At 70.3% G+C, this 22,560-nt stretch carries 19 protein-coding genes; 10 read left to right on the forward strand and 9 right to left on the reverse strand.

Going from position 1 to position 22,560, the window contains the following annotated elements; genetic code table 11:
- Positions 1 to 8: 8 nt before the first annotated feature.
- The 4 genes from dnaK to CRP55_RS38475 all read left to right on the forward strand — a co-directional run bounded on the left by dnaK (position 9) and on the right by CRP55_RS38475 (position 4,260).
- The gene (gene dnaK, locus CRP55_RS38460; RefSeq protein WP_097326928.1) at positions 9 to 1,901 is read left to right on the forward strand and encodes a molecular chaperone DnaK; all 1,893 of its coding nucleotides are present in this window, start codon (positions 9 to 11) and stop codon (positions 1,899 to 1,901) included.
- A complete protein-coding gene (gene grpE, locus CRP55_RS38465) occupies positions 1,898 to 2,533 on the forward strand; it encodes a nucleotide exchange factor GrpE (RefSeq protein ID WP_097326929.1) in 636 nt (211 codons plus the stop codon). The genes dnaK and grpE overlap by 4 nt, the downstream gene beginning before the upstream one ends.
- 70 nt (positions 2,534 to 2,603) lie before the next feature.
- Positions 2,604 to 3,803: a molecular chaperone DnaJ gene (dnaJ, locus tag CRP55_RS38470; RefSeq protein WP_097326930.1), complete on the forward strand. Its 1,200-nt coding sequence runs from the start codon at positions 2,604 to 2,606 to the stop codon at positions 3,801 to 3,803.
- Positions 3,804 to 3,825: 22 nt separating this feature from the next.
- Positions 3,826 to 4,260, forward strand: coding sequence for a heat shock protein transcriptional repressor HspR (locus CRP55_RS38475; RefSeq protein WP_097326931.1), 435 nt, complete (start codon positions 3,826 to 3,828; stop codon positions 4,258 to 4,260).
- 29 nt (positions 4,261 to 4,289) lie between these two features.
- Here CRP55_RS38475 and CRP55_RS38480 read toward each other — a convergent pair whose 3' ends face one another.
- From CRP55_RS38480 to CRP55_RS38495, 4 genes are all read right to left on the reverse strand, one after another.
- Positions 4,290 to 4,736, reverse strand: a complete 447-nt coding sequence (locus CRP55_RS38480; RefSeq protein ID WP_097326932.1) for a hypothetical protein — start codon at positions 4,734 to 4,736, stop codon at positions 4,290 to 4,292.
- Between the two features lie 102 nt (positions 4,737 to 4,838).
- Positions 4,839 to 6,041 carry a cation:proton antiporter gene (locus CRP55_RS38485; RefSeq protein ID WP_097326933.1) on the reverse strand — a complete coding sequence of 401 codons (1,203 nt, stop codon included), beginning with the start codon at positions 6,039 to 6,041 and terminating at the stop codon, positions 4,839 to 4,841.
- 8 nt (positions 6,042 to 6,049) lie between these two features.
- The gene (locus CRP55_RS38490) at positions 6,050 to 6,547 is read right to left on the reverse strand and encodes a cation:proton antiporter regulatory subunit (RefSeq protein ID WP_097326994.1); all 498 of its coding nucleotides are present in this window, start codon (positions 6,545 to 6,547) and stop codon (positions 6,050 to 6,052) included.
- A gap of 2 nt (positions 6,548 to 6,549) precedes the next feature.
- On the reverse strand, positions 6,550 to 7,746 hold the full coding sequence (locus tag CRP55_RS38495; RefSeq protein ID WP_097326934.1) for a sugar efflux transporter: 1,197 nt from the start codon (positions 7,744 to 7,746) through the stop codon (positions 6,550 to 6,552).
- A gap of 119 nt (positions 7,747 to 7,865) precedes the next feature.
- Between CRP55_RS38495 and clpB the strand changes: the two genes are divergently transcribed.
- On the forward strand, positions 7,866 to 10,457 hold the full coding sequence (gene clpB / locus CRP55_RS38500; RefSeq protein ID WP_097326935.1) for an ATP-dependent chaperone ClpB: 2,592 nt from the start codon (positions 7,866 to 7,868) through the stop codon (positions 10,455 to 10,457).
- Positions 10,458 to 10,492: 35 nt separating this feature from the next.
- On the opposite strand, the gene CRP55_RS38505 is transcribed toward clpB, so the two are convergent.
- Positions 10,493 to 10,672 (reverse strand): hypothetical protein, encoded by a 180-nt coding sequence (locus CRP55_RS38505; RefSeq protein WP_097326936.1) that lies wholly within the window; start codon positions 10,670 to 10,672, stop codon positions 10,493 to 10,495.
- Between the two features lie 397 nt (positions 10,673 to 11,069).
- Here CRP55_RS38505 and CRP55_RS38510 point away from each other — a divergent pair, with 397 nt between their 5' ends.
- From CRP55_RS38510 to CRP55_RS38525, 4 genes are all read left to right on the forward strand, one after another.
- Positions 11,070 to 12,167: a hypothetical protein gene (locus CRP55_RS38510; RefSeq protein ID WP_097326937.1), complete on the forward strand. Its 1,098-nt coding sequence runs from the start codon at positions 11,070 to 11,072 to the stop codon at positions 12,165 to 12,167.
- 81 nt (positions 12,168 to 12,248) lie between these two features.
- Entirely contained in the window at positions 12,249 to 13,565 is a 1,317-nt protein-coding gene (locus CRP55_RS38515) for a hypothetical protein (protein WP_097326938.1), read from the forward strand.
- An 857-nt stretch (positions 13,566 to 14,422) separates the two neighbouring features.
- Positions 14,423 to 14,800, forward strand: coding sequence for an ArsR/SmtB family transcription factor (locus CRP55_RS38520; protein ID WP_014440216.1), 378 nt, complete (start codon positions 14,423 to 14,425; stop codon positions 14,798 to 14,800).
- Positions 14,801 to 14,905: 105 nt separating this feature from the next.
- Positions 14,906 to 15,580, forward strand: a complete 675-nt coding sequence (locus CRP55_RS38525) for a class II aldolase/adducin family protein (protein WP_097326939.1) — start codon at positions 14,906 to 14,908, stop codon at positions 15,578 to 15,580.
- A gap of 712 nt (positions 15,581 to 16,292) precedes the next feature.
- Here CRP55_RS38525 and CRP55_RS38530 read toward each other — a convergent pair.
- The 4 genes from CRP55_RS38530 to CRP55_RS38545 all read right to left on the reverse strand — a co-directional run bounded on the left by CRP55_RS38530 (position 16,293) and on the right by CRP55_RS38545 (position 21,321).
- A complete protein-coding gene (locus CRP55_RS38530) occupies positions 16,293 to 17,111 on the reverse strand; it encodes a DedA family protein (RefSeq protein WP_097326995.1) in 819 nt (272 codons plus the stop codon).
- Positions 17,112 to 17,232: 121 nt separating this feature from the next.
- The gene (locus CRP55_RS38535; protein WP_097326940.1) at positions 17,233 to 19,722 is read right to left on the reverse strand and encodes a polynucleotide kinase-phosphatase; all 2,490 of its coding nucleotides are present in this window, start codon (positions 19,720 to 19,722) and stop codon (positions 17,233 to 17,235) included.
- The gene (locus CRP55_RS38540) at positions 19,719 to 21,095 is read right to left on the reverse strand and encodes a 3' terminal RNA ribose 2'-O-methyltransferase Hen1 (RefSeq protein WP_097326941.1); all 1,377 of its coding nucleotides are present in this window, start codon (positions 21,093 to 21,095) and stop codon (positions 19,719 to 19,721) included. Before CRP55_RS38540 ends, CRP55_RS38535 begins: the two co-directional genes overlap by 4 nt.
- Positions 21,096 to 21,141: 46 nt before the next feature.
- Entirely contained in the window at positions 21,142 to 21,321 is a 180-nt protein-coding gene (locus tag CRP55_RS38545; protein ID WP_097326942.1) for a hypothetical protein, read from the reverse strand.
- A gap of 173 nt (positions 21,322 to 21,494) precedes the next feature.
- Between CRP55_RS38545 and fbaA the strand changes: the two genes are divergently transcribed.
- Positions 21,495 to 22,520 (forward strand): class II fructose-bisphosphate aldolase, encoded by a 1,026-nt coding sequence (gene fbaA / locus CRP55_RS38550; RefSeq protein ID WP_097326943.1) that lies wholly within the window; start codon positions 21,495 to 21,497, stop codon positions 22,518 to 22,520.
- Positions 22,521 to 22,560: the final 40 nt, after the last annotated feature.

Raw genomic sequence — 22,560 nt, forward strand, 5'->3', positions numbered from 1 at the left:
GGAACACCATGGCACGTGCGGTCGGCATCGACCTCGGCACCACGAACTCCTGCGTCAGCGTTCTGGAAGGAGGCGAGCCCACCGTCATCGCCAACGCGGAGGGCTCCCGGACGACCCCGTCCATCGTCGCCTTCGCTCGCAACGGCGAGGTGCTCGTGGGCGAGGTCGCCAAGCGCCAGGCGGTGACCAACCCCGACCGGACCATCCGTTCGGTCAAGCGGGAGGTCGGCACCAACTGGTCGATCGACATCGACGGCAAGAAGTACACCCCGCAGGAGATCTCGGCGCGGGTCCTGATGAAGCTCAAGCGCGACTCCGAGGCCTACCTCGGTGAGACGGTCACCGACGCGGTCATCACCGTGCCGGCGTACTTCAACGACGCGCAGCGCCAGGCCACCAAGGAGGCGGGCGAGATCGCCGGCCTCAACGTCCTGCGGATCGTCAACGAGCCCACCGCCGCCGCTCTGGCGTACGGGCTGGACAAGGGCTCCAAGGAGCAGACCGTCCTGGTCTTCGACCTCGGCGGCGGCACCTTCGACGTCTCCCTGCTCGAGCTGGGCGACGGCGTCATCGAGGTGAAGTCGACCTCCGGTGACAACCACCTGGGCGGCGACGACTGGGACCAGCGGATCATCGACCACCTGGTCAAGACGTTCCGCGGTGAGCACGGCATCGACCTCGGCTCGGACAAGATGGCCCTGCAGCGTCTGCGCGAGGCCGCCGAGAAGGCGAAGATCGAGCTGTCCGCCGCGACCACCACCAGCATCAACCTGCCGTACATCACGGCCGGCCCCGACGGCCCGCTGCACCTGGACATGTCGCTGTCGCGCGCCGAGTTCCAGCGCATGACGCAGGACCTGCTCGACCGCTGCAAGGGCCCGTTCGAGTCCGCGATCAAGGACGCCGACGTCAAGCTCTCCGACATCGACCACGTCATCCTGGTCGGCGGCTCGACGCGCATGCCGGCCGTGGCCGAGCTGGTCAAGAGCATGACCGGCAAGGACCCCAACAAGGGCGTCAACCCGGACGAGGTCGTCGCCGTCGGCGCCGCCCTGCAGGCCGGTGTGCTCAAGGGTGAGGTCAAGGACGTCCTGCTGCTCGATGTCACCCCGCTCTCGCTGGGCATCGAGACCAAGGGCGGCATCATGCACAAGCTGGTGGAGCGCAACACCACCATCCCGGCGCACCGCTCCGAGGTCTACACGACGGCCGAGGACAACCAGCCGTCCGTGCTGATCCAGGTCTTCCAGGGCGAGCGCGAGATGGCCGCGTACAACAAGAAGCTCGGCACCTTCGAGCTCAGCGGCATCGCCCCGGCTCCGCGTGGCGTCCCGCAGATCGAGGTCTCCTTCGACATCGACGCGAACGGCATCGTGCACGTGTCCGCCAAGGACCTGGGCACGGGCAAGGAGCAGAAGATGACGATCACCGGCGGCTCCGCGCTGCCGAAGGACGACATCGAGCGCATGATGCGCGACGCTCAGGACCACGCGGACGACGACAAGAAGCGCCGCGAGGACGCCGAGACCCGCAACCTGGCCGAGCAGCTCCAGTGGCAGACCGAGAAGTTCCTGGCCGAGAGCGGCGACAAGCTGCCCGAGGACAGCAAGACCAAGATCGGCGAGGCGCTGGGCGAGCTGCGCGGCGCGCTGGGCGGCACCGACATCGAGAAGATCAAGGCCGCTCACGAGCGTCTCTCGCAGGTCTCGCAGGAGGCCGGCTCGGCGCTCTACTCGCAGGGTGACGCCGCTCAGGCCGCCGCCGGCGCCGGTGCCGCGGGCGACCCGCAGGGCGCTCCGGGTGCCGCTCCGGGTGGTGCCACGACCGGTTCGGCCGGCCCCACCTCGGGTGGCGCTGACGACGTCGTGGACGCCGAGATCGTGGAGGACGACAAGAAGTGAGTGCCACGGACGACGAGAACGACGGTCAGGCGACCGAGCGGGTCGTCATCCGGGACCGCCGCAAGATCGATCCGAAGGGCGACAAGGGCTCGGCGAAGGGCTCGGCCGCGGTCGGCGCCCACCGCGCCGACGACGCCGAGGAGGCTCCGAAGCCGGAGGCCGCGGCCGCCGAGCCGGAGGAGACCAAGCCCGGCCTCGGCGCCGAGCTGGAGGCCCTGCGGAACGACCTGGAGGAGCGGACCCACGACCTGCAGCGTGTGACCGCGGAGTACGCCAACTACCGCAAGCGGGTCGACCGCGACCGGGGTGCGGCGGCCGAGCAGACCACGGGCACGGTGCTGACCGCGCTGCTGCCGGTGCTGGACGACATCGACCGGGCGCGCGAGCACGGCGACCTGGTCGGCCCGTTCGCCTCGGTGGCCGAGTCACTGATCGCGGTGACCGGCAAGCTCGGGCTGGCGCCGTTCGGCGAGAAGGGCGACTCCTTCGACCCCAACCGTCACGAGGCGGTCGCGCACCTGACGTCCCCGGACGTCACCGAGCCGACCTGCGTCGAGGTCATGCGCCGGGGCTACACGCTCGGCGAGCGGCTGCTGCGGCCGGCCCTGGTCGCGGTGGCCGACCCGGAGTGATCTCTCAGATGTTCGTCCCGCCCACCGCGCCGCGGTGGGCGGGACCTGCCCGTAGGAGGGGGGAGGCGGGATGAGCTCGAAGGACTGGCTCGAAAAGGACTTCTATGCCGTTCTCGGCGTGCCCAAGTCCGCTCCGACCGACGAGATCAAGAAGGCCTACCGGAAGCTCGCCCGGGACCTGCATCCCGACCGCAACCCCGGTAACAAGGAGGCGGAGGAGAAGTTCAAGGCCGCCTCCGAGGCGTACGACGTGCTCTCGGACGACAAGAAGCGCAAAGAGTACGACGAGATGCGCTCGCTGTTCGGCTCCGGCGCCTTCCGCCGGGGCGCCCGCTCCGGCGGGGGAGGTCAGTTCGACCCGTCCGACCTGTTCGGCGGGTTCAGCAACGCGGGCGCGGCCGGTGGCGGCGCCGCGGGTGACCGCCGGTTCGGCGGCGCCGGCTTCTCGGACATATTCAGCTCGATATTCTCGGGCGGTGGGCCTGGTGGTGGCGCCGCCCGACGAGGACCGCGACGCGGTCGTGATGTCGAGACCGAGGTGACGCTCGAGTTCGCCCAGGCAGTCCGCGGCACGACGCTGCCGCTGACGCTGCGCTCGGCGGGCGAGTGCGACACCTGTCACGGCAGCGGGGCCAAGCCGGGCACGTCACCGCGGACCTGTCCGCAGTGCGCGGGCAGCGGCCTGATCTCGCGCAACCAGGGGTCGTTCAGCTTCTCCGAGCCGTGCCGCGAGTGTCAGGGCGCGGGCACGATCGTCGACGAGAAGTGCCCGGAGTGCCGCGGCACGGGCGGGGTCACCAAGGCCCGCACGATAAACGTCCGCTTCCCCGCGGGCGTGGCCGACGGCCAGCGCATCCGGCTCAGCGGCCGGGGCGAGCCGGGCGATCGGGGCGGACCGGCGGGCGATCTCTACGTGCAGGTACAGGTGCGACCGGACGAGATCTTCGGTCGTACGGGTGACGATCTCACGCTGTCGGTGCCGATCAGCATCGCCGAGGCGGTTCTCGGTACCGATCTGCGAGTGCCGACTCTGGACGGACCCGTCACCATGAGGGTGCCGCCCGGCACGCCGAGCGGCCGGAAGCTGAGGGCGCGAGGCAAGGGTGTGGCCCGCAAGAGCGGACCGCCGGGCGACCTCATCGTCACCGTCGACGTGCAGGTGCCGAGCGAGGTGACCGGGGAGGCCCGGGACGCGCTCGAGCGTTTCGCCAAGCTGACCCCGCCCGCCGGGCGGGAGCGGCTCGAGGCCCGGGTTCGCCGGGGCAGCTAGGACCCGTTGAAGGAGGTGGCACATGCATGAGGAGATCAGCATCTCGGTCGAGCAGGCCTCCGACGCGAAGGTTCTGATCATCTCGGTCGCGGCTCGACTGGCCGGGATGCACCCGCAGACGCTGCGGCAGTACGACCGGCTCGGCCTGGTGCAGCCGGGCCGGGCCGGCGGCGGCGGTCGCCGGTACAGCGAGCGGGACGTCGCGTTGCTGCGTGAGGTGCAGAGGCTCAGCCAGGAGGACGGCGTCAACCTGGCCGGCGTGAAGCGGATCATCGGGCTGGAGCAGCTCGTCGGTGACCTGCAACAGCGGGTGCAGGAGCTGGAGCAGGAGCTCACCGCCGCGTACGACCGCATCGCCCAGATGGAGAGCCCGTACGGCCGTCGTGACCTGGTCCGCCAGGAGCGGCCGTCGACGGCGCTGGTGGTCTGGCGTCCGCGCCGGGCGCCCGACAGGTAAGAGCGCGAGGCGGTCTGTGACAGGCCGCCTCAGCGCCGGTTGTACAGACCCAGCCGACGGGGCTGGCGGACCAGGCCGCCCTCGATCCAGTCGGTGTAGTCGAAGATCTCGGGCCGGCTCATCAGCACGCGGCAGTTGTGCGCCCAGATCTGCATGGGCTCGTCGCCGACCTCGTCGGCGCGCTCGACGAATTTCTTGAGGCGGCGTTTGCGCTGGCCGGTCGCGTTCTGCCGGACGCCGTCGGCGGCGTAGATGTACATGCAGTGCTGGGCGAAGCGCCGGGCCGGGCACTGCCTGTCCATGGCCAGCTCGAACAGGACCGGGGCGAGCACGTCGCCGGAGATGAGCAGGTCCCAGTCGGGCGGCATCGCGTCGAGGGGCACGGCGTCAGGGTGGTAGGCCCACGCCTGAAGCTCCTCCGGCCGAGGATCGACCGGATTGGCGAACCCGAAGAAAGTCGACTCACGCACTGTCACGCCGCCGCCTGCCAGAAAGTCCCGATAACACGTAGTTGTCGGAGCGGAACGGTAGCGCGCCGACGATGTCCTACGGAAGTGTCAGGGCGTCACAATCGGATACTAGTCAGTAGCTTTGAGCACCGGGGCCTGCTGAGGGTGCATGCGGCGCCGGACAAAATTCTTGAACCACTGATAATCGGGCAGGCGGGCGAGCAGCGGCCCGGTAACCACCGTGATCAATACGTAGGCGGTGGCGAGCGGGGCCAGCCGCGGCTCGACACCGGAGGCCACGGCCAGGCCGGCGATGACGATCGAGAACTCGCCGCGCGGCATCAGGGCCAGGCCGGCCCGCAGCCGGCCGGGCAGGGCGATGCCCACCCGCCGGGCCGCCAGATAGCCGGTGACCACCTTCGTCGCCATGGTCAGCACGGCCAGGCCGAGCGCCGGCAGCAGCACCGGCGGGATCTCGGCCGGGTCGGTGGACAGACCGAAGAAGACGAAGAAGACGGCGGCGAACAGGTCCCGCAGCGGCGACAGCATCTGCGTCGCGTGGTGGGCCACCGGGCCGGAGATCGCGATGCCGACCAGGAACGCGCCGACCGCGGACGAGACCTTGAGCTCCTCGGCCACGCCGGCCACGAACAGGGTCAGGCCGAGCACGCCGAGCAGCAGCGCCTCCGCGTCCTGGGCCGAGATCAGGGTGCTGATCTGCTTGCCGTACCGGATGGCGACGACCAGGACCGCGACCACCGTGACCACCGCGACGCCGAGCGCCTTGGCCCCGCCGATCAGGCCCACCCCGGCCAGCACGGCCGTGACCAGCGGCAGGTAGAACGCCATGGCCAGGTCCTCGATGACCAGCACCGAGAGGATCACCGGGGTCTCGCGGTTACCGAGCCGGCCCAGGTCGCCGAGCACCTTGGCGATCACGCCGGAGGACGAGACCCAGGTGATGCCCGCGAGCACCAGGGCGGCCCGCCAGTCCCAGCCCATCAGCAGCGCGAAGCCGGCGCCGGGCAGGGCGTTGAGCAGCGCGTCGATCACGCCGGCGGGCGCGGCCGCGCGCAGGTTGCCGACCAGCTCGCCCGCCGAGTACTCCAGGCCCAGCATGACCAGCAGCAGGATGACGCCGATGGCCGCGCCGACCTCGATGAACTCCTCGCTCGCGGAGAGCGGCACCAGGCCGCCGTGCCCGAAGGCGAGACCGGCCAGCAGGTAGAGCGGTATCGGCGACAGCCCGATCCGGCGGCCCAGCCGCCCGAGCATGCCGAGCGCGAAGAGCAGCGCTCCTACCTCGATGAGCAGGATGGTGGTGTCGTGCACGCCCCGGCCTAGCCGTCGTCGTCGCCGGCCAGGATGGCGGTGACGCCGTCCAGGCCTTCGCGGGTGCCGACGGCCACGACCACGTCGTTGGGCTCGAAGACGAACGACGGGCCGGGCGAGGCGATCACCTCGCGGTCACGCATGACCGCGACGATGGAGGACCCGGTGCGGGTGCGGGCCCGGGTGTCGCCCAGCTTGCGGCCGACGAACGGCGAGCCGGCGCCCAGCCCGATCTGCTCGGTGAGCAGGCCGGCCGCCTGCTGGCGCAGGCCCGCGAGCTGGCCGAGCATGAGGGAGGCGCCGAGCACGTCGGCCAGGGCCTCGGCCTCGTCGTCGGTGAGCGGGATCGAGGCCAGGCACGCGTCGGGATCGTCGACGTCGTAGAGGACCAGGTCGCGCCGGCCGTTGCGATGCGACACCACGCCGACGGTCCGTCCCGAGGACGTGACGAGGTCGTGCCGGACGCCTATACCCGGCAGAGGAGTCTGTTCCACCCGTACGCGCACGATCACAACGGTAACAGCGCGTCGGCCTCCCGCTTCGATGCGACGGCGGCATGCCGCGCACTGATCAACAAGACCAGGCCGACGGCGCAAAGGACGAGGTTCATGGCGTACGCGAGGCGGAAGCCGTACGCCTGGGCCAGGCCGAACGCCGGGGCCGCGAGGATCTGGCCGGTCGTGAAGGTGTTGGTGATCATCGTGGTGGCGCGGCCCGGGTGACCCGGCATGAGGTCCTGCATGTACGAGATGCCGAGCCCGCTGATCGCCGCGATGGCGGCCGCGTTGAGCGGCTGGGCAGCCACCAGCACCCAGATCGAGCCGGCACTGGCCGCGACCGCGTGATAGGCGATCGCGCAGCACACGCCGATCAGGATCAGCGTCCGCGACGGCACCCGGGTGGTGAGCACGCCGAAGCCCAGCATGAGCGGGATCTCCAGAGCCGCGCAGAGGCCGAGGATCAGCCCGGCCGACCGGATCGAGCCGCCCAGGTCGGTGCTGACGTAGAGCGGCATCGCCTGCACGGCGAGCGTGCCCGCGGTCTGCACGACGGTGAAGCCGGCGACGATCAGGAAGAGCGTGGACCGCGGCGGCACCGGGGCGATCGCGTCCGGCAGGTCACCGGCACCGTCGGTGGTGGGCTTGCGGACCTCGGGCAGCCAGCGGAGCACGATGAGCACGGTGATCGCGTACATGATCGCGGCGAGCCCGTAGGTCCAGCCGAAGCCGTGGCCGGCGAGCACGAGCGCGGCCAGCGGCGGGCCGCCGACCCAGGCGACCGAGAAGAGGGTGCGCAGGGTGCTGATGCCCAGGGCGGCTTTCTTGGGGTCGCCGCTCTGGAGGACCTGACGGGCGTACGCGAAAGATTGCGGGAAAAGCGTGCCGGCCAGGGCCGTGAGAGTCACGGTGATCGCGAGCAGGAGCCAGTAGTCACGGACGACGGCGGTGAGGGCGGTGCCGGCGAGGCCGGCCAGCGCGGCGGTGATGAGCAGCTTGCGGCGGATCGGGCGGCGGTCCGAGACCCGGCCGATCAGCCACGACACGAGGACGCCGGCGACCGGGGCGGCGATCAGGAAGGCCGTGGTCCGGATCGGGCCCGCGTGCACGGCGTCGCTGAGGAAAAGGGCCAGGTAGGGCCCGACGAACGAGGTCGAGATGCCGACCGCTACGAAGATGAGAGCGAGCGGGAGCAGGCGTTTCGACACGTTGTTTAACGTTACAACGAGCGACCGGATGTTCTCTTGGACTCGTGGTGACGATCACTTGCGGGCCGCGCTAGAGTTGAGTGGCTTACGCTCAAGTCTTGCTGCATTCAGGGGAGCGCATGAACGCCGAACGCCTCACCACCAAAAGCCGCGATGTCATCACGGGGGCGGTCGCCGACGCCGGACGGCGCGGGCACGCCACCGTCGAGCCGTGGCACATGTTGCTCTCTCTTCTCGACACCGGCGGGTCGACCGCGCCGGCACTCTTGCGCGCGGTCGGTGCCAACCCCGCGGATGTACGCCGGGTGGCGGCGCGCGCCGTCGAGCAGCTTCCGTCCGCCCGCGGCGCCAGCACGGCCGAGCCCAGCCTGTCGCGGGAGTTCGTCAACGCGATCGGCGAGGCCGAGCTGATCGCCCAGCCGCTCGGCGACGAGTATGTGTCGACCGAGCACCTGCTGGCCGGCCTGGCCCGCGTGGGCGGCGCCGTCGGCCGCGCCCTCAAGGACGTCGGCGCCACCGAGGAGGCCCTGGTGGCCGCGTTCCCGCAGGTCCGCGGGGGCGATCGGCGGGTGACCAACAACGACCCCGAGTCCACCTACAAGGCGCTGGAGAAATACAGCGTCGACCTGACCGCCCAGGCCCGCGAGGGCCGCATCGACCCGGTGATCGGCCGCGACGCCGAGATCCGCCGCGTCGTGCAGGTGCTCTCCCGGCGTACGAAGAACAACCCCGTACTGATCGGCGAGCCCGGCGTCGGCAAGACCGCGATCGTCGAGGGCCTGGCCCAGCGCATCGTGGCCGGCGACGTGCCCGAGACACTGCGCGACAAGAAACTGGTCTCGCTCGACCTCGGCGCGATGGTGGCCGGCGCGCAGTACCGCGGCCAGTTCGAGGAGCGGCTCAAGAGCGTCCTAGAGGAGATCCGCAACTCCAACGGCCAGGTCGTCACCTTCCTCGACGAGCTGCACACCGTGGTCGGCGCCGGCAAGGGCGAGGGCTCGATGGACGCCGGCAACATGCTCAAGCCGATGCTGGCCCGCGGCGAGCTGCGCATGGTCGGCGCGACCACCCTCGACGAATATCGCGAGCACATCGAGAAAGACCCGGCCCTCGAGCGGCGCTTCCAGCCCGTCGTGGTCGGCGAGCCGACGGTCGAGGACACGATCGGCATCCTGCGCGGGCTCAAGGGCCGCTACGAGGCGCACCACCGGGTGCAGATCACCGACGCCGCCCTGGTCGCCGCGGCCTCGCTGTCGGACCGCTACATCAGCGACCGCTTCCTGCCCGACAAGGCGATCGACCTGATCGACGAGGCCGCCTCCCGCCTCCGCATGGAGATCGACTCCCAGCCGGTCGAGCTCGACCAGCTCCAGCGCCAGGTCGACCGCATGCGGGTCGAGAAACTGGCCCTCGAGAAGGAGACCGATCCCGCCTCCCGCGACCGGCTCAGCCGCCTCGAGCGCGACCTGGCCGACCGTGAGGAGGAGCTGACCGCGCTCAACGCCCGGTGGGAGCGCGAGCGCGGCGGCCTCAACCGGGTCGGCGAGCTCAAGAAGAGGCTCGACGAGACCAAGGCGTCGCAGGAGCGGGCGCAGCGCGACGGCAACCTGCTCGAGGCGTCGCGGCTGCTCTACGAGGTGATCCCCGCCCTGGAGAAGGAGCTGCGGGCCGCCTCCGAGGCCGACGAGCAGGAGGCCAAGGCCGAGCCGCCGATGGTCAAGGAAGAGGTCGGTGCCGACGACATCGCCGAGGTGATCTCCTCGTGGACCGGCATCCCGGCCGGCCGGATGATGGAGGGCGAGACCGCCAAGCTCCTGCGCATGGAGGAGTCGCTGCGCGACAAGGTGGTCGGCCAGCAGGAGGCGGTGGCCGCGGTGTCGGGCGCGGTGCGCCGGTCCCGGGCCGGCATCGCCGACCCCGACCGGCCGACCGGCAGCTTCCTGTTCCTCGGCCCGACCGGCGTCGGCAAGACCGAGCTGGCCAAGGCCCTGGCCGGGTTCCTGTTCGACGACGAGCGGGCGATGGTCCGCATCGACATGAGCGAGTACGGCGAGAAGCACTCGGTGGCCCGGCTCGTCGGCGCTCCTCCCGGCTACGTCGGATACGAGGAGGGCGGCCAGCTCACCGAGGCGGTGCGCCGCCGCCCGTACAGCGTCGTCCTGCTCGATGAAGTGGAGAAAGCCCACCCGGACGTCTTCGACGTGCTGTTGCAGGTGCTCGACGACGGACGGCTGACCGACGGTCAGGGCCGGACGGTCGACTTCCGCAACGCGATCCTGGTGCTGACGTCGAACCTGGGCTCGCAGACGGCCGACTTCACGATGGGTGACGAGGAGCGGCGCGACGAGGTGCTTGCGGTCGTACGGGCGCATTTCAAGCCCGAGTTCCTCAACCGGCTCGACGACATCGTGGTGTTCCACGCGCTGACCAAGGACGACCTGGCCGCGATCGTCGACATCCAGCTCGGCCGGCTGCGGACGCGGCTGGCCGACCGGCGGCTGACGCTCGACGTGACGGCGCCGGCGGTCGACTGGCTGGGCGAGCACGGCTACGACCCGATCTACGGCGCGCGGCCGCTGCGGCGGCTGGTGCAGTCGGCGATCGGCGACTCGCTGGCCAAGGCGCTGCTGGCCGGGGAGATCCGCGACGGCGACCGGGTCGTGGTCGACCTTTTGGAAAACAAGGACGGCTTGGCGGTCACCCGCGGATAGCGAAAGGCCCCGGGGATCTCCCCGGGGCCTTCTCTTTAGTCGGTGGCCGTCCGCTGCCGGTAGGCCTGGGTCATCAGGACGTCGGTGACCAGTTGCTCTCCGCCCTCGGCGGACCAGATGCGGATGCCGTCGCGGTGGAGCTGATATCGCACGTCTGTGAATCGGGTCCGGGTGTCGTCATGGTGAACGACGTCCAGGGTGTCGGCGTGGGGCATGGGACTCACCGGTCCTTAACAGGTCTGGGGCGGCCGCGGTGTGGTCACGCGGCCGGCATATCGGGACAGGTGCCCTAGGACGGTCTGCCTCGGCCCTCATCTTTTTTCGGGGCGGGCGACTCGTCCGGGCAGGGGGCGTCGCGGGAGGTCTCTGCTGCCACGTCGGCGCCACGGATGGAAGTGTAGGGGCCGGAATCGACCCGTGTCGCCCCCTGAACGAGCGACCTATTTACGGATATTTCGTCCATCGTCGCCCGATGCTGCCACAGGTTGTCGGCTTCTGTGCCGCTGTCGCCAATATGGCGGCCGACCGATACCGTGAGTGGATCAAGAGTTTGGGGGCATTGTGACCGTTCCGAGCTACCCGGCACCCGCGCCAAGGCCGCGCCCGGCCGTCGTGACGGTCGCGTCCTACCTGCTCTACCTGGTCGCGGCGATCCAAGTGATCAGCGCGTTCCTCACCTTCTCGGTGTCTGGCCGCATGTCCGACGCGGTCCGTGACACCTACGCGGGCACCGAGTCCGAGGGCCTCGAGGGCGTCGCCACCGGCATCTTCGTCTTCGGCGGCATCATCAACCTGCTGATCGGCCTCGGCTTCGCCGCGCTGGCCTTCTTCAACAACCGCGGCAAGAACCCGTCCCGCATCGTCACGTGGGTGATCGGCGGCGTCGCGATCTGCTGCCTCGGCTTCGGGCTGAGCGGAAACGCCCTGGTCAGCTCGATGGAGTCGGCCGGCAACACCGGCTCCACCTGGCAGGACGACGACCTCAACCAGCGCCTGAACGACGCGCTGCCGTCCTGGTACACGCCGACGACGACGGCCCTGACCGTGATCGCGCTGCTGGCCGTGCTGGCCACGGTGATCCTGCTGGCGCTGCCGGCGTCCAACGACTTTTTCCGCAAGCAGCCGGTGGGGGGCTGGGATCCGTCGGTCGGATATCCGCCTTACCCGGGTCAGCCGCCCGGCGGGCAATATCCGGTGTACGGCCAGCAGAACCCCTATCCGCCGTACCCGGGGCAGCCGGCCCAGCCGGGCCAGGGCTACCCGGCTCAGGGCTACCCGGCTCAGGGCTACCCGGCGCCGCAGGGCCAGCCGGGACAGCCGGCTCCGGGGCTTCCGCCTTACCCGGGCGCGGGCTCGTCCACCCCGCCGCCCGCCGGTCCTTCCAGCCCGCCGCCGGGCGCCGGTCCTTCCACCCCGCCGGCGGGCGCCGAACCTTCCACGCCGCCGGCGGGCGCCGAACCTTCCACGCCGCCGGCGGCCTCCGACCCGTACGCGCCGCCGCCGGCCTCCGATCCCTACGCTCCGCCGCCGGCCTCCGATCCGTATGCCCAGCCGCCCGCACCCTCAGCTGGGCCGGAGTCGCCCGGTGGGCAGGAGTCGCCGGGGAGCCCGCCGTCGTGGGGTGCTCCGCCGCCGCCGTGGGGTTCCCAGCCGAAGGCGCCGGAGGACGAGCAGCCGCCCTCGGACGGCACACAACCACCGAAGCCTTGATGTCCCGCTGGACGGGTTCCGCACCGTTGGGCGCTCCACGCGGGTAGGTTCGGGCCAACGGATCACCGCGGGGAGTCGTCGATGTCATACCCAGTCCAGCCGCCGCCGATCGCCGTGGCGCCGCCGCCCTCTCCGGCGGGCCGGCCGCCCACGGTGACGGTGGCCGCCGTCCTGCTCTGGGTGATGGCCGTGATCGGCCTGATCTATGCGATCACGACGCTGGCCATCGTGCCCGGGACGATCGACCGCTTCCGCGACGTCACCGACGGCCCCCTGCAGTCCTTCACGGGCGACAGCGATCTCGACTATTACGTGGCGGTGGTCTGGCTCGGCGCCGCGGTGGCCCTGGCCCTGGCCGTGATCATCTTCGCGCTGTACGTGGTGCTGGGCCTCGCCCTGCGCCGCGGCAGCAACGCCGCCCGGATCACGACGCTGGTGGCCTGCGTCCTGGGCATCCTGGCCGGCGCCGCGAGCACGCTGACGGTGGCGGTCCAGCGAGGCGGCGACGCGGTGCCGGGTTCCCTGGGCACCAGGCTGACCGAGGCGTACCCCGGAGGTTGGGTCGGCACGAACACCGCCCTCTCGGTGGCCCAGATCATCGGCTACGCGGTGGTCGGCATCCTGATCCTGACGGCCCCTAGAGCTTTCTTCCGCAAGCCGGCGGCTTCGGCCGTCCCCGGAGTGCCCCCGGGTGGCTATCCCCCCGCTTACGGCGCCCCTTACCCCGGCCATCCGGCCGCCGCAGGTTACGGCCCGCAGTACACCCAGGGCTACGACACCGGTGCCTACGGTCCGGGTTCCCCTTACGCTTCAGGCCCTTCGAGCCCGTACGCCTCAACGCCCTACCCGCAGTACCCCTCCGCTCCGGCCCCGACCGCCGCACCCGACGGCACCGGCCCGGACTCCCCTTACGCCCGCCCGCCGGCCCCGCCCGCCCCCACAGTCCCGGCCGAGCCCGCCCCTGCAGCGCCCAGCGCTGGCCCTACCGCGCCCACGCCGCCCGGCACCGGCGCCGCGGCGCCCTCCTTCGCGCCTGCTGCGCCCGGCGCTACCGCCGCGTCCAACCCGCCCGGCGCTACCAGCGCGCCCGCGGGACCGATGGCGCCTGCGGTGCCCGGCGCCGCCGCTGCTGCGCCTGTCGCACCCAGCGCCACCTCTGCGACTACCGCGCCCGGCGCGGCCGATTCGGGGGCTGGTTCGCCGGCGGGGGCTGAATCGGCTTCTGCCGCCGCGTCGTCTGCTTCTGGGGCGGCTGCTTCCTCCGTACCCAATCCGGCCGAGGCGTCCTCGCCCACCGTTGTTTCCGGTCCTTCCGGTGAGGCGAGTGGGGCCGAGTCGGGGAAGCGCGCGACCCCTTCGGCGTCGGATGATGAGTACTGGTCACGTCCGTCGGAGTAGTTACTCGCCAGTTACCCCCCTCATTTTGAGGTGAGGCCCCTCATATTGATGGGCATGGGTCACCCGAACGGGTAGCTTTCTCATCCGGCGATGTCCCCCAATCGGCTGTCCGGATAGCGCTTGACCAGCCGGTCGGAGGGTGTTTTTCGCTACATGGGTAAACGTCCCACCGCACGATTCACAGGACCTTCTCAGCACCTCGTCCGGGTGATCTGCCGGCCGCCGCCGCTGTGACCCAGGACATAGGGGCTTTGAGCTGCGTCGATGTTCTCGGGATCGGGCGAAAGGGACTTCGCCAACAGTAAGGTTTGTTTATAGAGAGACCCAATGTTGTGCGTCAATAGTTCCGTTCGACACTGCCGGGGCGAAAGGTTCCAGTTTCGTTCCAGCCAGTACGCTCGATACATGCAAGCACGCCACGACCTGCGTAAATTCATCACTGAATTGCCCGTCGCAGAGCGTGGTGCCGTGCTTTCATCGGGTCGTGAACTTCCGGCATCCGGCCGCCCGGTCCGGGAGATCGCACACGGTGTTGGGATGACGACGGCGAGGTGTGTGCGGACCTCGCTCAAATCGGATCAGTCACCGGAAACAGATCGACGAATTGACAATGTGGGGCGTCTCACTCCCGGGGCGGGGATCGAGACCTCGACACAGATGGACAGCGTCCTGACGGCGGCTGAGGCGTTGCAGGAGGCAGAGACCGAGTTCGGCCGCAGGGGAAAGGTTGATCGGGAGTTCGGGTTACCGGCCATCCTGGATCGACCGACCCGGCGATCGATGTCGGCCTTACGGCCTCGAAGTTAGGCGGTTCGTTCCTGCACCCATGCAGGAGAATCGATGCAGTTGGTGGAAGGATGGAGATCGTGGGAACTGCGTTGGCGGAAATGACAATGCCTCAGATCTCGCCGCTTGCCGGCGAGCCAATTGAACGTGCCGACGCCGAGCGGCTGGCCGGGGTGCTCAAGGCACTGGCCGACCCGGCCCGGCTTCGGCTGCTGAGCCTCATTCAGTCCGCGACGGACGGTGAGGCCTGCGTGTGCGACCTGACCGCTCCGCTCGGTCTGTCTCAGCCGACGGTGAGCCATCACCTTCGGATCCTCACGGAGGCCGGCCTGCTCGAGCGTGAGAAGCGGGGTGTGTGGGCGTACTACCGCCTCGTGCCGACCGCCATCGCGACGATCGCCGATCTTCTGACCCCGCCTCGCAAGCGGGCCACGAAGAAGGCGCGCTGACCGCTTTCGGGACTCGCCTGGCGTCACCGGCATCACGTGGGGCGTGACGCCAGGCCGAAGACCTTCTCCGCCTCAAGTCCACCCCCAGGACCCGAGGAGTAACGGGTGAACTACGTCCACGGCGATCTGCGCGATCAGCTCGCGTTCGTGGGTTTCGACGTCATCCAGGCCGGCCTGGTGGCCGGCTCCGGTGGCAACCTGTCCGCGCGGATCCCCGACGAGGACGCCATCTGGGTCACCGCCAGTGGCTCCTGGCTGGGCCGTCTCAGCCGGACGACCTTCGCCTCCGTGCGCGTGTCGGACGGCTCACCCGCGACGGTCGGCAACATGCCGCCGCCGCAGTGCGAGCCGACCAGCGAGCTGGCGTTGCACCTCGCGTTGTACAGGGCCCGCCCCGACGTCAACGCCATCATCCATCTGCATCCGCAGACCGCTCTGCTGCTCGACGCGCTGGGCGAGCACATCCGGATCGTCACCACGGACCACGCCTACTACCTGAGGCGCGTCTCCACGGTGCCCTTCCGCATGCCCGGCACCATCGAGTTGGCTTCGCTGACGGCCGCCATGGCCGCCGACGGCACCGACTGCCTGGTCCTGAGCCAGCACGGCTGCGTCGTCCTCGGCGATTCGGTCGAGCTCGCCCACAAGCGAGCCCGCAACCTCGAGGAGGCCGCGCAGCTCACCTACCGGGCTTTGGCCGCCGGCCGCCTGGAAAACCTGCGCGACTGCCCCGAGGAGTTCCAGAGCCGCCTGTCCGGTTCCACAGCGCTCTCCGTCTGACCGCTTCCAGCCCTCCCCGAGATCCGCCCAACCGGCCCGCACCCACCGCGGTCCCGCCCAGCGAGTCCCGTCCAGGAGCCCACCGCCCTCAGGGCTCCCCAATGGCGCCCAGCGCCACCCGTCCCGCACAAGCAAAGCCGCCCGTTCCCTTTCGGGCGGCTTTCGCTTTTCCCGTACGCCCAAACAGCCACCCACCGACAGCGCCCTCCCGGGCCACGGTGGCCTGCCTCACCGCACGCCGCCCTGCCTCGCCCGACGCCCGCAACCACAGCCCTGCCGGCCCCAGCTCCGCATTCGCGCGACACCCGCAGCCGAGGTCGCAGCGCAGCGCGGCGCGGGGTTGGGTTTGGGCGGGAAGTGCGGCGCGGCTTCCAGCATTCCGGCCTTCCCGCCGGTCGATCATTCCGCCCGCGTTCTGCTCGCGCCGCCCCCTGCTCCGCCTCGTGGCCGGGCGAGATCGTAGGAGCCGCGGCGGGCGCGGGAGAGGGAGGGGCCGCGAGTCAGCTGGACCAGTCTGTGGGTGTGGGAAAGAGGCCGCGCGAGTCGGACCGGGAGGGCGAATGGCGGCGAGCCCGATGTGGGAGGGCGAAAGGCCACGCGGGTCTCGCGGCGAGGGAGTCGGATGGCGGTGAGGAAGAGGGGCTAGGTGTGGGTGGGAACGAAAAAGACGCCGCCCCCGGCTGGGGCGGCGTCTTTTGTGGACTTGGGGGTGTTAGTTGCGGCGGTGGGAGCGTGGGGGGTAGCGGTCGTCGTTGTCGTCCTCTTCGCGGGCTGCGTCTACCAAGCCGGCGATGCTGGCGGCGGCGACCACGCCGATGGCGGCTGAGGGCTCCGGGTCGGTGGCGTCGCCGTTCTTCTTCTTGTGGCGGCGCTCCCGGAGGATCTCGATGAAGATCGGGAGCAGCGAGATCAGGACGATGATGGCGACGACCGGCAGGATGTAGCGGTCGATGTGGTCGCCGATGGCGTCGTAGATCTGCTGGGCCAGCGTGTGGCCGAGGATGATGATGCCGTCGGTCCAGAGGATGGCGCCGACCACGTTCCAGATGAAGAACTTGCGGGCCGGCATGCCGAGCGTGCCGGCGACCGGGTTGAGGAACGTGCGCACGATCGGGATGAAGCGGGCCAACACGACGGCCTTGGCCGGGCCGAACTTCTCGAAGTAGTACTCGGCCTTTTCCACGTACTCGCGCTTGAAGAGCTTCGAGTCGGGTTTGTCGAACATGCGCCGGCCGTACCTGGCACCGAGCCAATGACCGAGCTGCGCACCGAGGATCGCGCAGATCGGCGCGCCGATCAGCAGGCCGACGTACGACAGCTGCGTGCCCTCGCCGAAGATCGAGTTGGCCACGGGCGAGGCCGCCACGCCGGCCAGGAAGAGCAGCGAGTCGCCGGGGAAGAAGAACCCGACCAGCAGTCCCGTCTCGGCGAACAGGATCGCCCACACGCCGTACAGACCGAGGGTGTGAATCAGCTCCGTCGGATCTGTCGGATTGAAGGCGAGCTGCTCGCTCAGCGCATGGATGTCCACGAGGAGCCAGGGTACCGGCACCGGACCATGTGAAACCTGTCCACTTCCTGTGGAAACGCTTTCCGGCCTGAACGGCCGCGCCGGCCACCCGAATGGCCAGGTCAAGCGCCGGCGCGGTCGATCAGAGGCGCGGGTCGACGGGCTCCGACTCCGAGGCCAGGATGGCGAAGACGAGCTCGTGGACGCGCCACAGCGGCTCGCCGGCCGCCAGCCGGTCGAGGGCGGCCAGGCCCAGGCCGTGCTCGCGCAGCGCCAGGTTGCGTTTGCGGCCCAGGTTGCGGCGGCGCAGGCGGGCCAGCTGCTCGGGGCGGGTGTATTCCGGGCCGTAGATGATGCGCAGATATTCACGGCCCCGGCATTTCACGCCGGGCTGGACCAGCCGCCCCTTCGCCTCGGTGACGGTCAGGCCCGACCACGGCTTGACCACCATGCCCTCGCCGCCGGCGGCGGTGAGCGTCAGCCACCACTCGGTGGCCTCCGCCTCGGACGCCGGGTCGGCGAGGTCGACGACGACCCGCCGGGTCGGTGTGAACAGCTCCGGGTCGGCCGCCACCAGGCGGTCGGCGAGGCTCAGGTGCCAGCCGTGGTCCCGACTCGCATACGTGACGCCGTCGCCGGCCAGCACCGCGAACGGGGCCAGCGTGACGCCGGTCAGGCCGTCGGTCGGTTTCACGTACGCGCGGTAGGCGGCCGAATAGCCGTCGATCTCGGCCGACCGCAGCTCCAGCCGTTCCCGCAGCGCTGTCACGTCCAGCCCACGCGCGGCCGTGCCGGCCACCACGTCGAGGGCCGCGGGCAGGGCGGCCCGGCCGGCGGCGCCGACTCCCGCGTACCGTTCCCGGATCAGGCCGGCCGCCTTGGCCGACCACGGCAGCAGCTCGGCGTCGATCAGCAGCCAGTCGCGGCCGAGCTCGTCGAAGAGGCCGGCCGCCGCGGCCCGCACCCTGGCCAGCAGCGGCTCGTCCAGCTCGGGACCGAAGAACGGGCGCCCGGTCCGGGTCCAGATCGCGTCGCCTTCGCCGTCCCGGGACACGCGAACCACCGCCCGGGAGCCCATGTGCTTCTCCTCGCACACGACCTTTTCCACGCCGGCGGCGCGCATGTCGGCGAATGCGGTCGCCGGGTGCTCCAGATATCCGTCCAGCTCCGACGTCGAGCACGGCGCCATGGTCGGCGGCAGCCAGACCAGCGTCGCCGGGTCGAGCGCGAACCGGCTCATCACCTCCAGGGCGGCGGCCGCGTTCTCGGCGGCGATGGTGGCCCGTCCGTACCCGTAATCGAGGTGTCGCCGCCCGGTCACGTCGGTGATGTCCAGGCCCTCGTCCGGCCGGCCCGGTGCGACCAGTGGGCGTACGGGCGCGTAATGCTCCTTCTCGGCCGGCACCGAGACCAGCTCGCGCGACGGCCAGCGGAGCGCGGTCAGCGCGCCACCGAAGACGCAGCCGGTGTCGAGGCAGATGGTGTTGTTGATCCACTCCGGTTTGGGTATCGGTGTGTGGCCGTAGACGACCGCGGCCGACCCGCGGTAGTCACGGGCCCACGGGTAGCGGACCGGCAGGCCGTACTCATCGGTCTCGCCGGTGGTCTCGCCGTACAGCGCGAAGCTGCGCACTCGGCCCGACGCCCGGCCCTGGTAGGCCTCCTTGAGGCCGGCGTGCGCGACGACGAGCTGGCCGCCGTCGAGCACGTAGTGGCTGACCAGGCCCTCGATGAACGTCTTGGCCTCGGCCACGAACTCGTCCGGCTCGGCCGACAGCTGCTCGAGCGTCTCGGGCAGGCCGTGCGTCAGCTGGACCTTGCGGCCGTTGAGCTTGCGGGCCAGTTTCTGCTCGTGGTTGCCGGGCACGCAGAGCGCCGCGCCGTCCGCGACCATGCCCATCACCAGGCGCAGCACGCCCGGCGAGTCGGGGCCGCGGTCGACCAGGTCGCCGACGAAGACGGCCGTACGGCCCTCGGGGTGCGCCGCGGTGACCGGCCGGCCGGCGGCGTCGCGGGTCAGGGCGTAGCCCAGCCGCTCGAGCAGCGTCTCGAGCTCGGCCCGGCAGCCGTGCACGTCGCCGATGATGTCGAACGGGCCGGTGAGCTCGCGCTTGTCGTTGAACAGCTTCTCGTAGCGGATCGAGGCGGCCGCGATCTCGTCCGGTCCGCGCAGCACGTGCACCTTGCGGAAGCCCTCGCGGGCCAGCGAGCCGAGGCTGTGCCGCAGGTCGCGGTGCATGCGGTTGAGGACACGGCGGTCGAAGGTACGGTCGGGGCGGGCCTGCGTGCGCTCCCAGGCCAGCGCCTCGGGCACGTCGAGGACGATCGCCACCGGCAGCACGTCGTGTTCCTTGGCCACCCGGACCAGCTCGGCCCGGCCGTGCGGCTGGAGGTTGGTGGCGTCGACGACGGTGAGCCGCCCGGCGGCCAGCCGCTTGCCGGCGATGTAGTGCAGGGCGTCGAAGGCCTCGGCCGAGGCGGACTGGTCGTTCTCGTCGTCGGCCACCAGGCCGCGGAAGAAGTCGGACGACAGCACCTGGGTGGGGCGGAAGTGCGTACGCGCGAAGGTTGATTTGCCCGAGCCGGAGATGCCGACCAGGGCGACGAGCGCGAGCTCCGGGATGTCGATCATGCGGTCACCTCCGAGGCGACGAGAGTGAAGAGAGCGAGCTGGGTCGGCGAGCCGGTTGTCTCGTCGAGCTCGCCTACTGTCCTAAATGTCACGTTGTATCCGTATGTCTGCGCTGTCCGACTCGCCCAGTCCTGGAACTCGGCCCGCGTCCACTCGAAGCGATGGTCCGAATGCCGCATGCCGGTCAGGCCCTCGTAGTGGACGTTGTATTCGGCGTTGGGGGTGGTCACGACGACGGCACCGGGACGCGCGTGGCCGAAGACGCTCGCCTCCAAGGCCGGCAGCCGCGGCACGTCGAGATGCTCGATGACCTCCATCAGCACGGCCGCGTCGTAGCCGCGCAGCCGGTCGTCGCGGTAGGTCAGCGCGGACTGCCACAGCTTCAGCCGGCCACGCTGCCGCTCGGGCAGGCGGTCGAGGCGCAGCTTGCGCGCGGCGATCTCCAGCGCCCGGGAGGACACGTCGGTGCCGACGACCTCGGTGTAGCGCCGGTCTTTCATCAGGGCGCCCAGCAGCGCACCGCCACCGCAGCCCAGGTCGAGCACGCGGGTCGCCCCGACCTCGGTCAGCGCGGCCAGCACGGCGTCGCGGCGCTGCTCGGCGAGCGACTGCCGGCGTACCACCGGAAGCTCGGCCTCCTCCTCGGCCGGCGGCTCCTCGGCCTCCTCGCCCTCGAGCGACTGGAGCGCGGTCGTGGTCAGCGCCCGCTTGTGCGCCAGGTAGCGGCGGGCGATCAGCACCTTGTCGGGGTGGCCGGCGAGCCAGCCCTGACCGGAGCGCAGCAGCTTCTCGATCTCGTCGGGCGCGACCCAGTAGTGCTTCGCGTCGTCGAGAACGGGCAGAAGGACGTACAGATGATTAAGCGCCGCGGAGAGCGTCAGCGAACCGCGCAGAACGAGATCGACGTAGCGGCTGTCGCCGCCGATCTCGGGCTCGAACGGGATCTCGGTGGCCTCGACCTCCCAGCCGAGCGGCGCGAACAGGCGCGTGGCCAGCTCGGCCGTGCCCCGCAGCACCGGCACGCGGATCTCCAGCGGGAGCGGGGTGGCCGCCAGCTCGGGGCGGTCCTTGGACGCGCCGCGCAGGGCGGAGCGGAAGACCTTGGACAGGGCGCCGGCGAGCAGGCTGGAAGCCGCGTAGGGCCGGTCGTTGACGAACTGGCTCAGCTCGAAGGCGTCGCGCTGGGCGCGCAGCCGCTGTGGATCGACGTCCAGCATCAGCGCGGCCGTGCACCGCTCGTCGCTCACCTCGGGATACATCACGTACGCGGTACCGGTCGGCACGTCGAACGTATGCACCTTATCGGGGTGTTTGACCAGCAGATATCCGAGATCGGAGGCGGGGCGATGAGTGGTCGTGACGGTCAGCAGCACGCCCGTAATGATGAGCCGCCGAGATGATCAAGGGCGAGCCATTAATTCAGCGGTACTCGTCCTCCAGCCGTACGGACCGGCTCTGCTCCTGCGCGTCCCACTCCGGCGTCTCGTCGCCCAGCGGCGGCGCCGGGTCGTCGCTGTCGTCGTCGAGGAAGGCGTCGGCCGCCTGCTCCGCGGCGTCAGCCTCGGGCGCTTCGAGGTCGTCGCTGCCTGGATACGTCATCACGCGCTTCCTTCCGCCGTCGTCCGGGCCACCTTTCCCCCTCAGCATGCGCGCAAACAGCCCATTTACGGGGTCATTTCTTCTCGGGTCAGCGGCTACGGAATACTGCCTGTTGGAGGACAGCGCGGTCCTGCCCTCTGTCTCCCGAACGTAAAAGAGCAAGGAGCGCACCGATGCCCATCGCTTCTCCCGAGGTCTACGCCGAGATGCTGGACCGGGCCAAGGCGGGCGCGTTCGCGTACCCGGCGATCAACGTGACGTCCTCGCAGACCCTGAACGCGGCCCTCCAGGGCTTCGCCGAGGCCGGCAGCGACGGCATCGTCCAGATCTCCACCGGTGGCGCCGAGTACGCGTCCGGCCCCACCATCAAGAACATGATCACCGGGGCGGTCGCGCTGGCCGAGTACGCCACCGAGGTCGCCAAGAACTACCCGGTCAACATCGCGCTGCACACCGACCACTGCCCGAAGAACAAGCTCGACGGGTACGTCCGCCCGCTGCTCGCGCTGAGCAAGGAGCGCGTGGCCAACGGCCAGGCGCCGCTGTTCCAGTCGCACATGTGGGACGGCTCGGCCGTGCCGGTCGACGAGAACCTGCAGATCGCCGAGGAGCTCCTCAAGGAGGCCGCGGCCGCGCACATCATCCTCGAGATCGAGGTCGGCGTGGTCGGTGGCGAGGAGGACGGCGTCTCGGCCGCGATCGACGACAAGCTGTACTCGACCGTCGAGGACGGCCTGGCCACCGCCGCCGCCCTGGGCCTGGGCGAGAAGGGCCGCTACATGACGGCCCTGACCTTCGGCAACGTGCACGGCGTCTACAAGCCGGGCAACGTCAAGCTGCGCCCCGAGATCCTCAAGGAGATCCAGGACGCGGTCGGCGCCAAGTACGGCAAGGACAAGCCGTTCGACCTGGTCTTCCACGGCGGCTCGGGCTCGCTGCTCTCCGAGATCCACGGCGCCCTGGACTACGGCGTGGTCAAGATGAACATCGACACCGACACGCAGTACGCGTTCACGCGCCCCGTCGTCGACCACGTGATGAAGAACTACGACGGCGTTCTGAAGATCGACGGCGAGGTCGGCAACAAGAAGGCCTACGACCCGCGCGCCTGGGGCAAGCTGGCCGAGAACGGTCTGGCCAAGCGCGTCGTCGAGGCGTGCGAGCACCTCCGCTCGGTCGGAACCACTCTCTCGAAGTAATCGAACGACGACAGCCGGTCCCGTACGAGGGGCCGGCTGT

It is taken from the genome of Paractinoplanes atraurantiacus, assembly GCF_900215205.1.
Classification (GTDB): domain Bacteria; phylum Actinomycetota; class Actinomycetes; order Mycobacteriales; family Micromonosporaceae; genus Actinoplanes; species Actinoplanes atraurantiacus.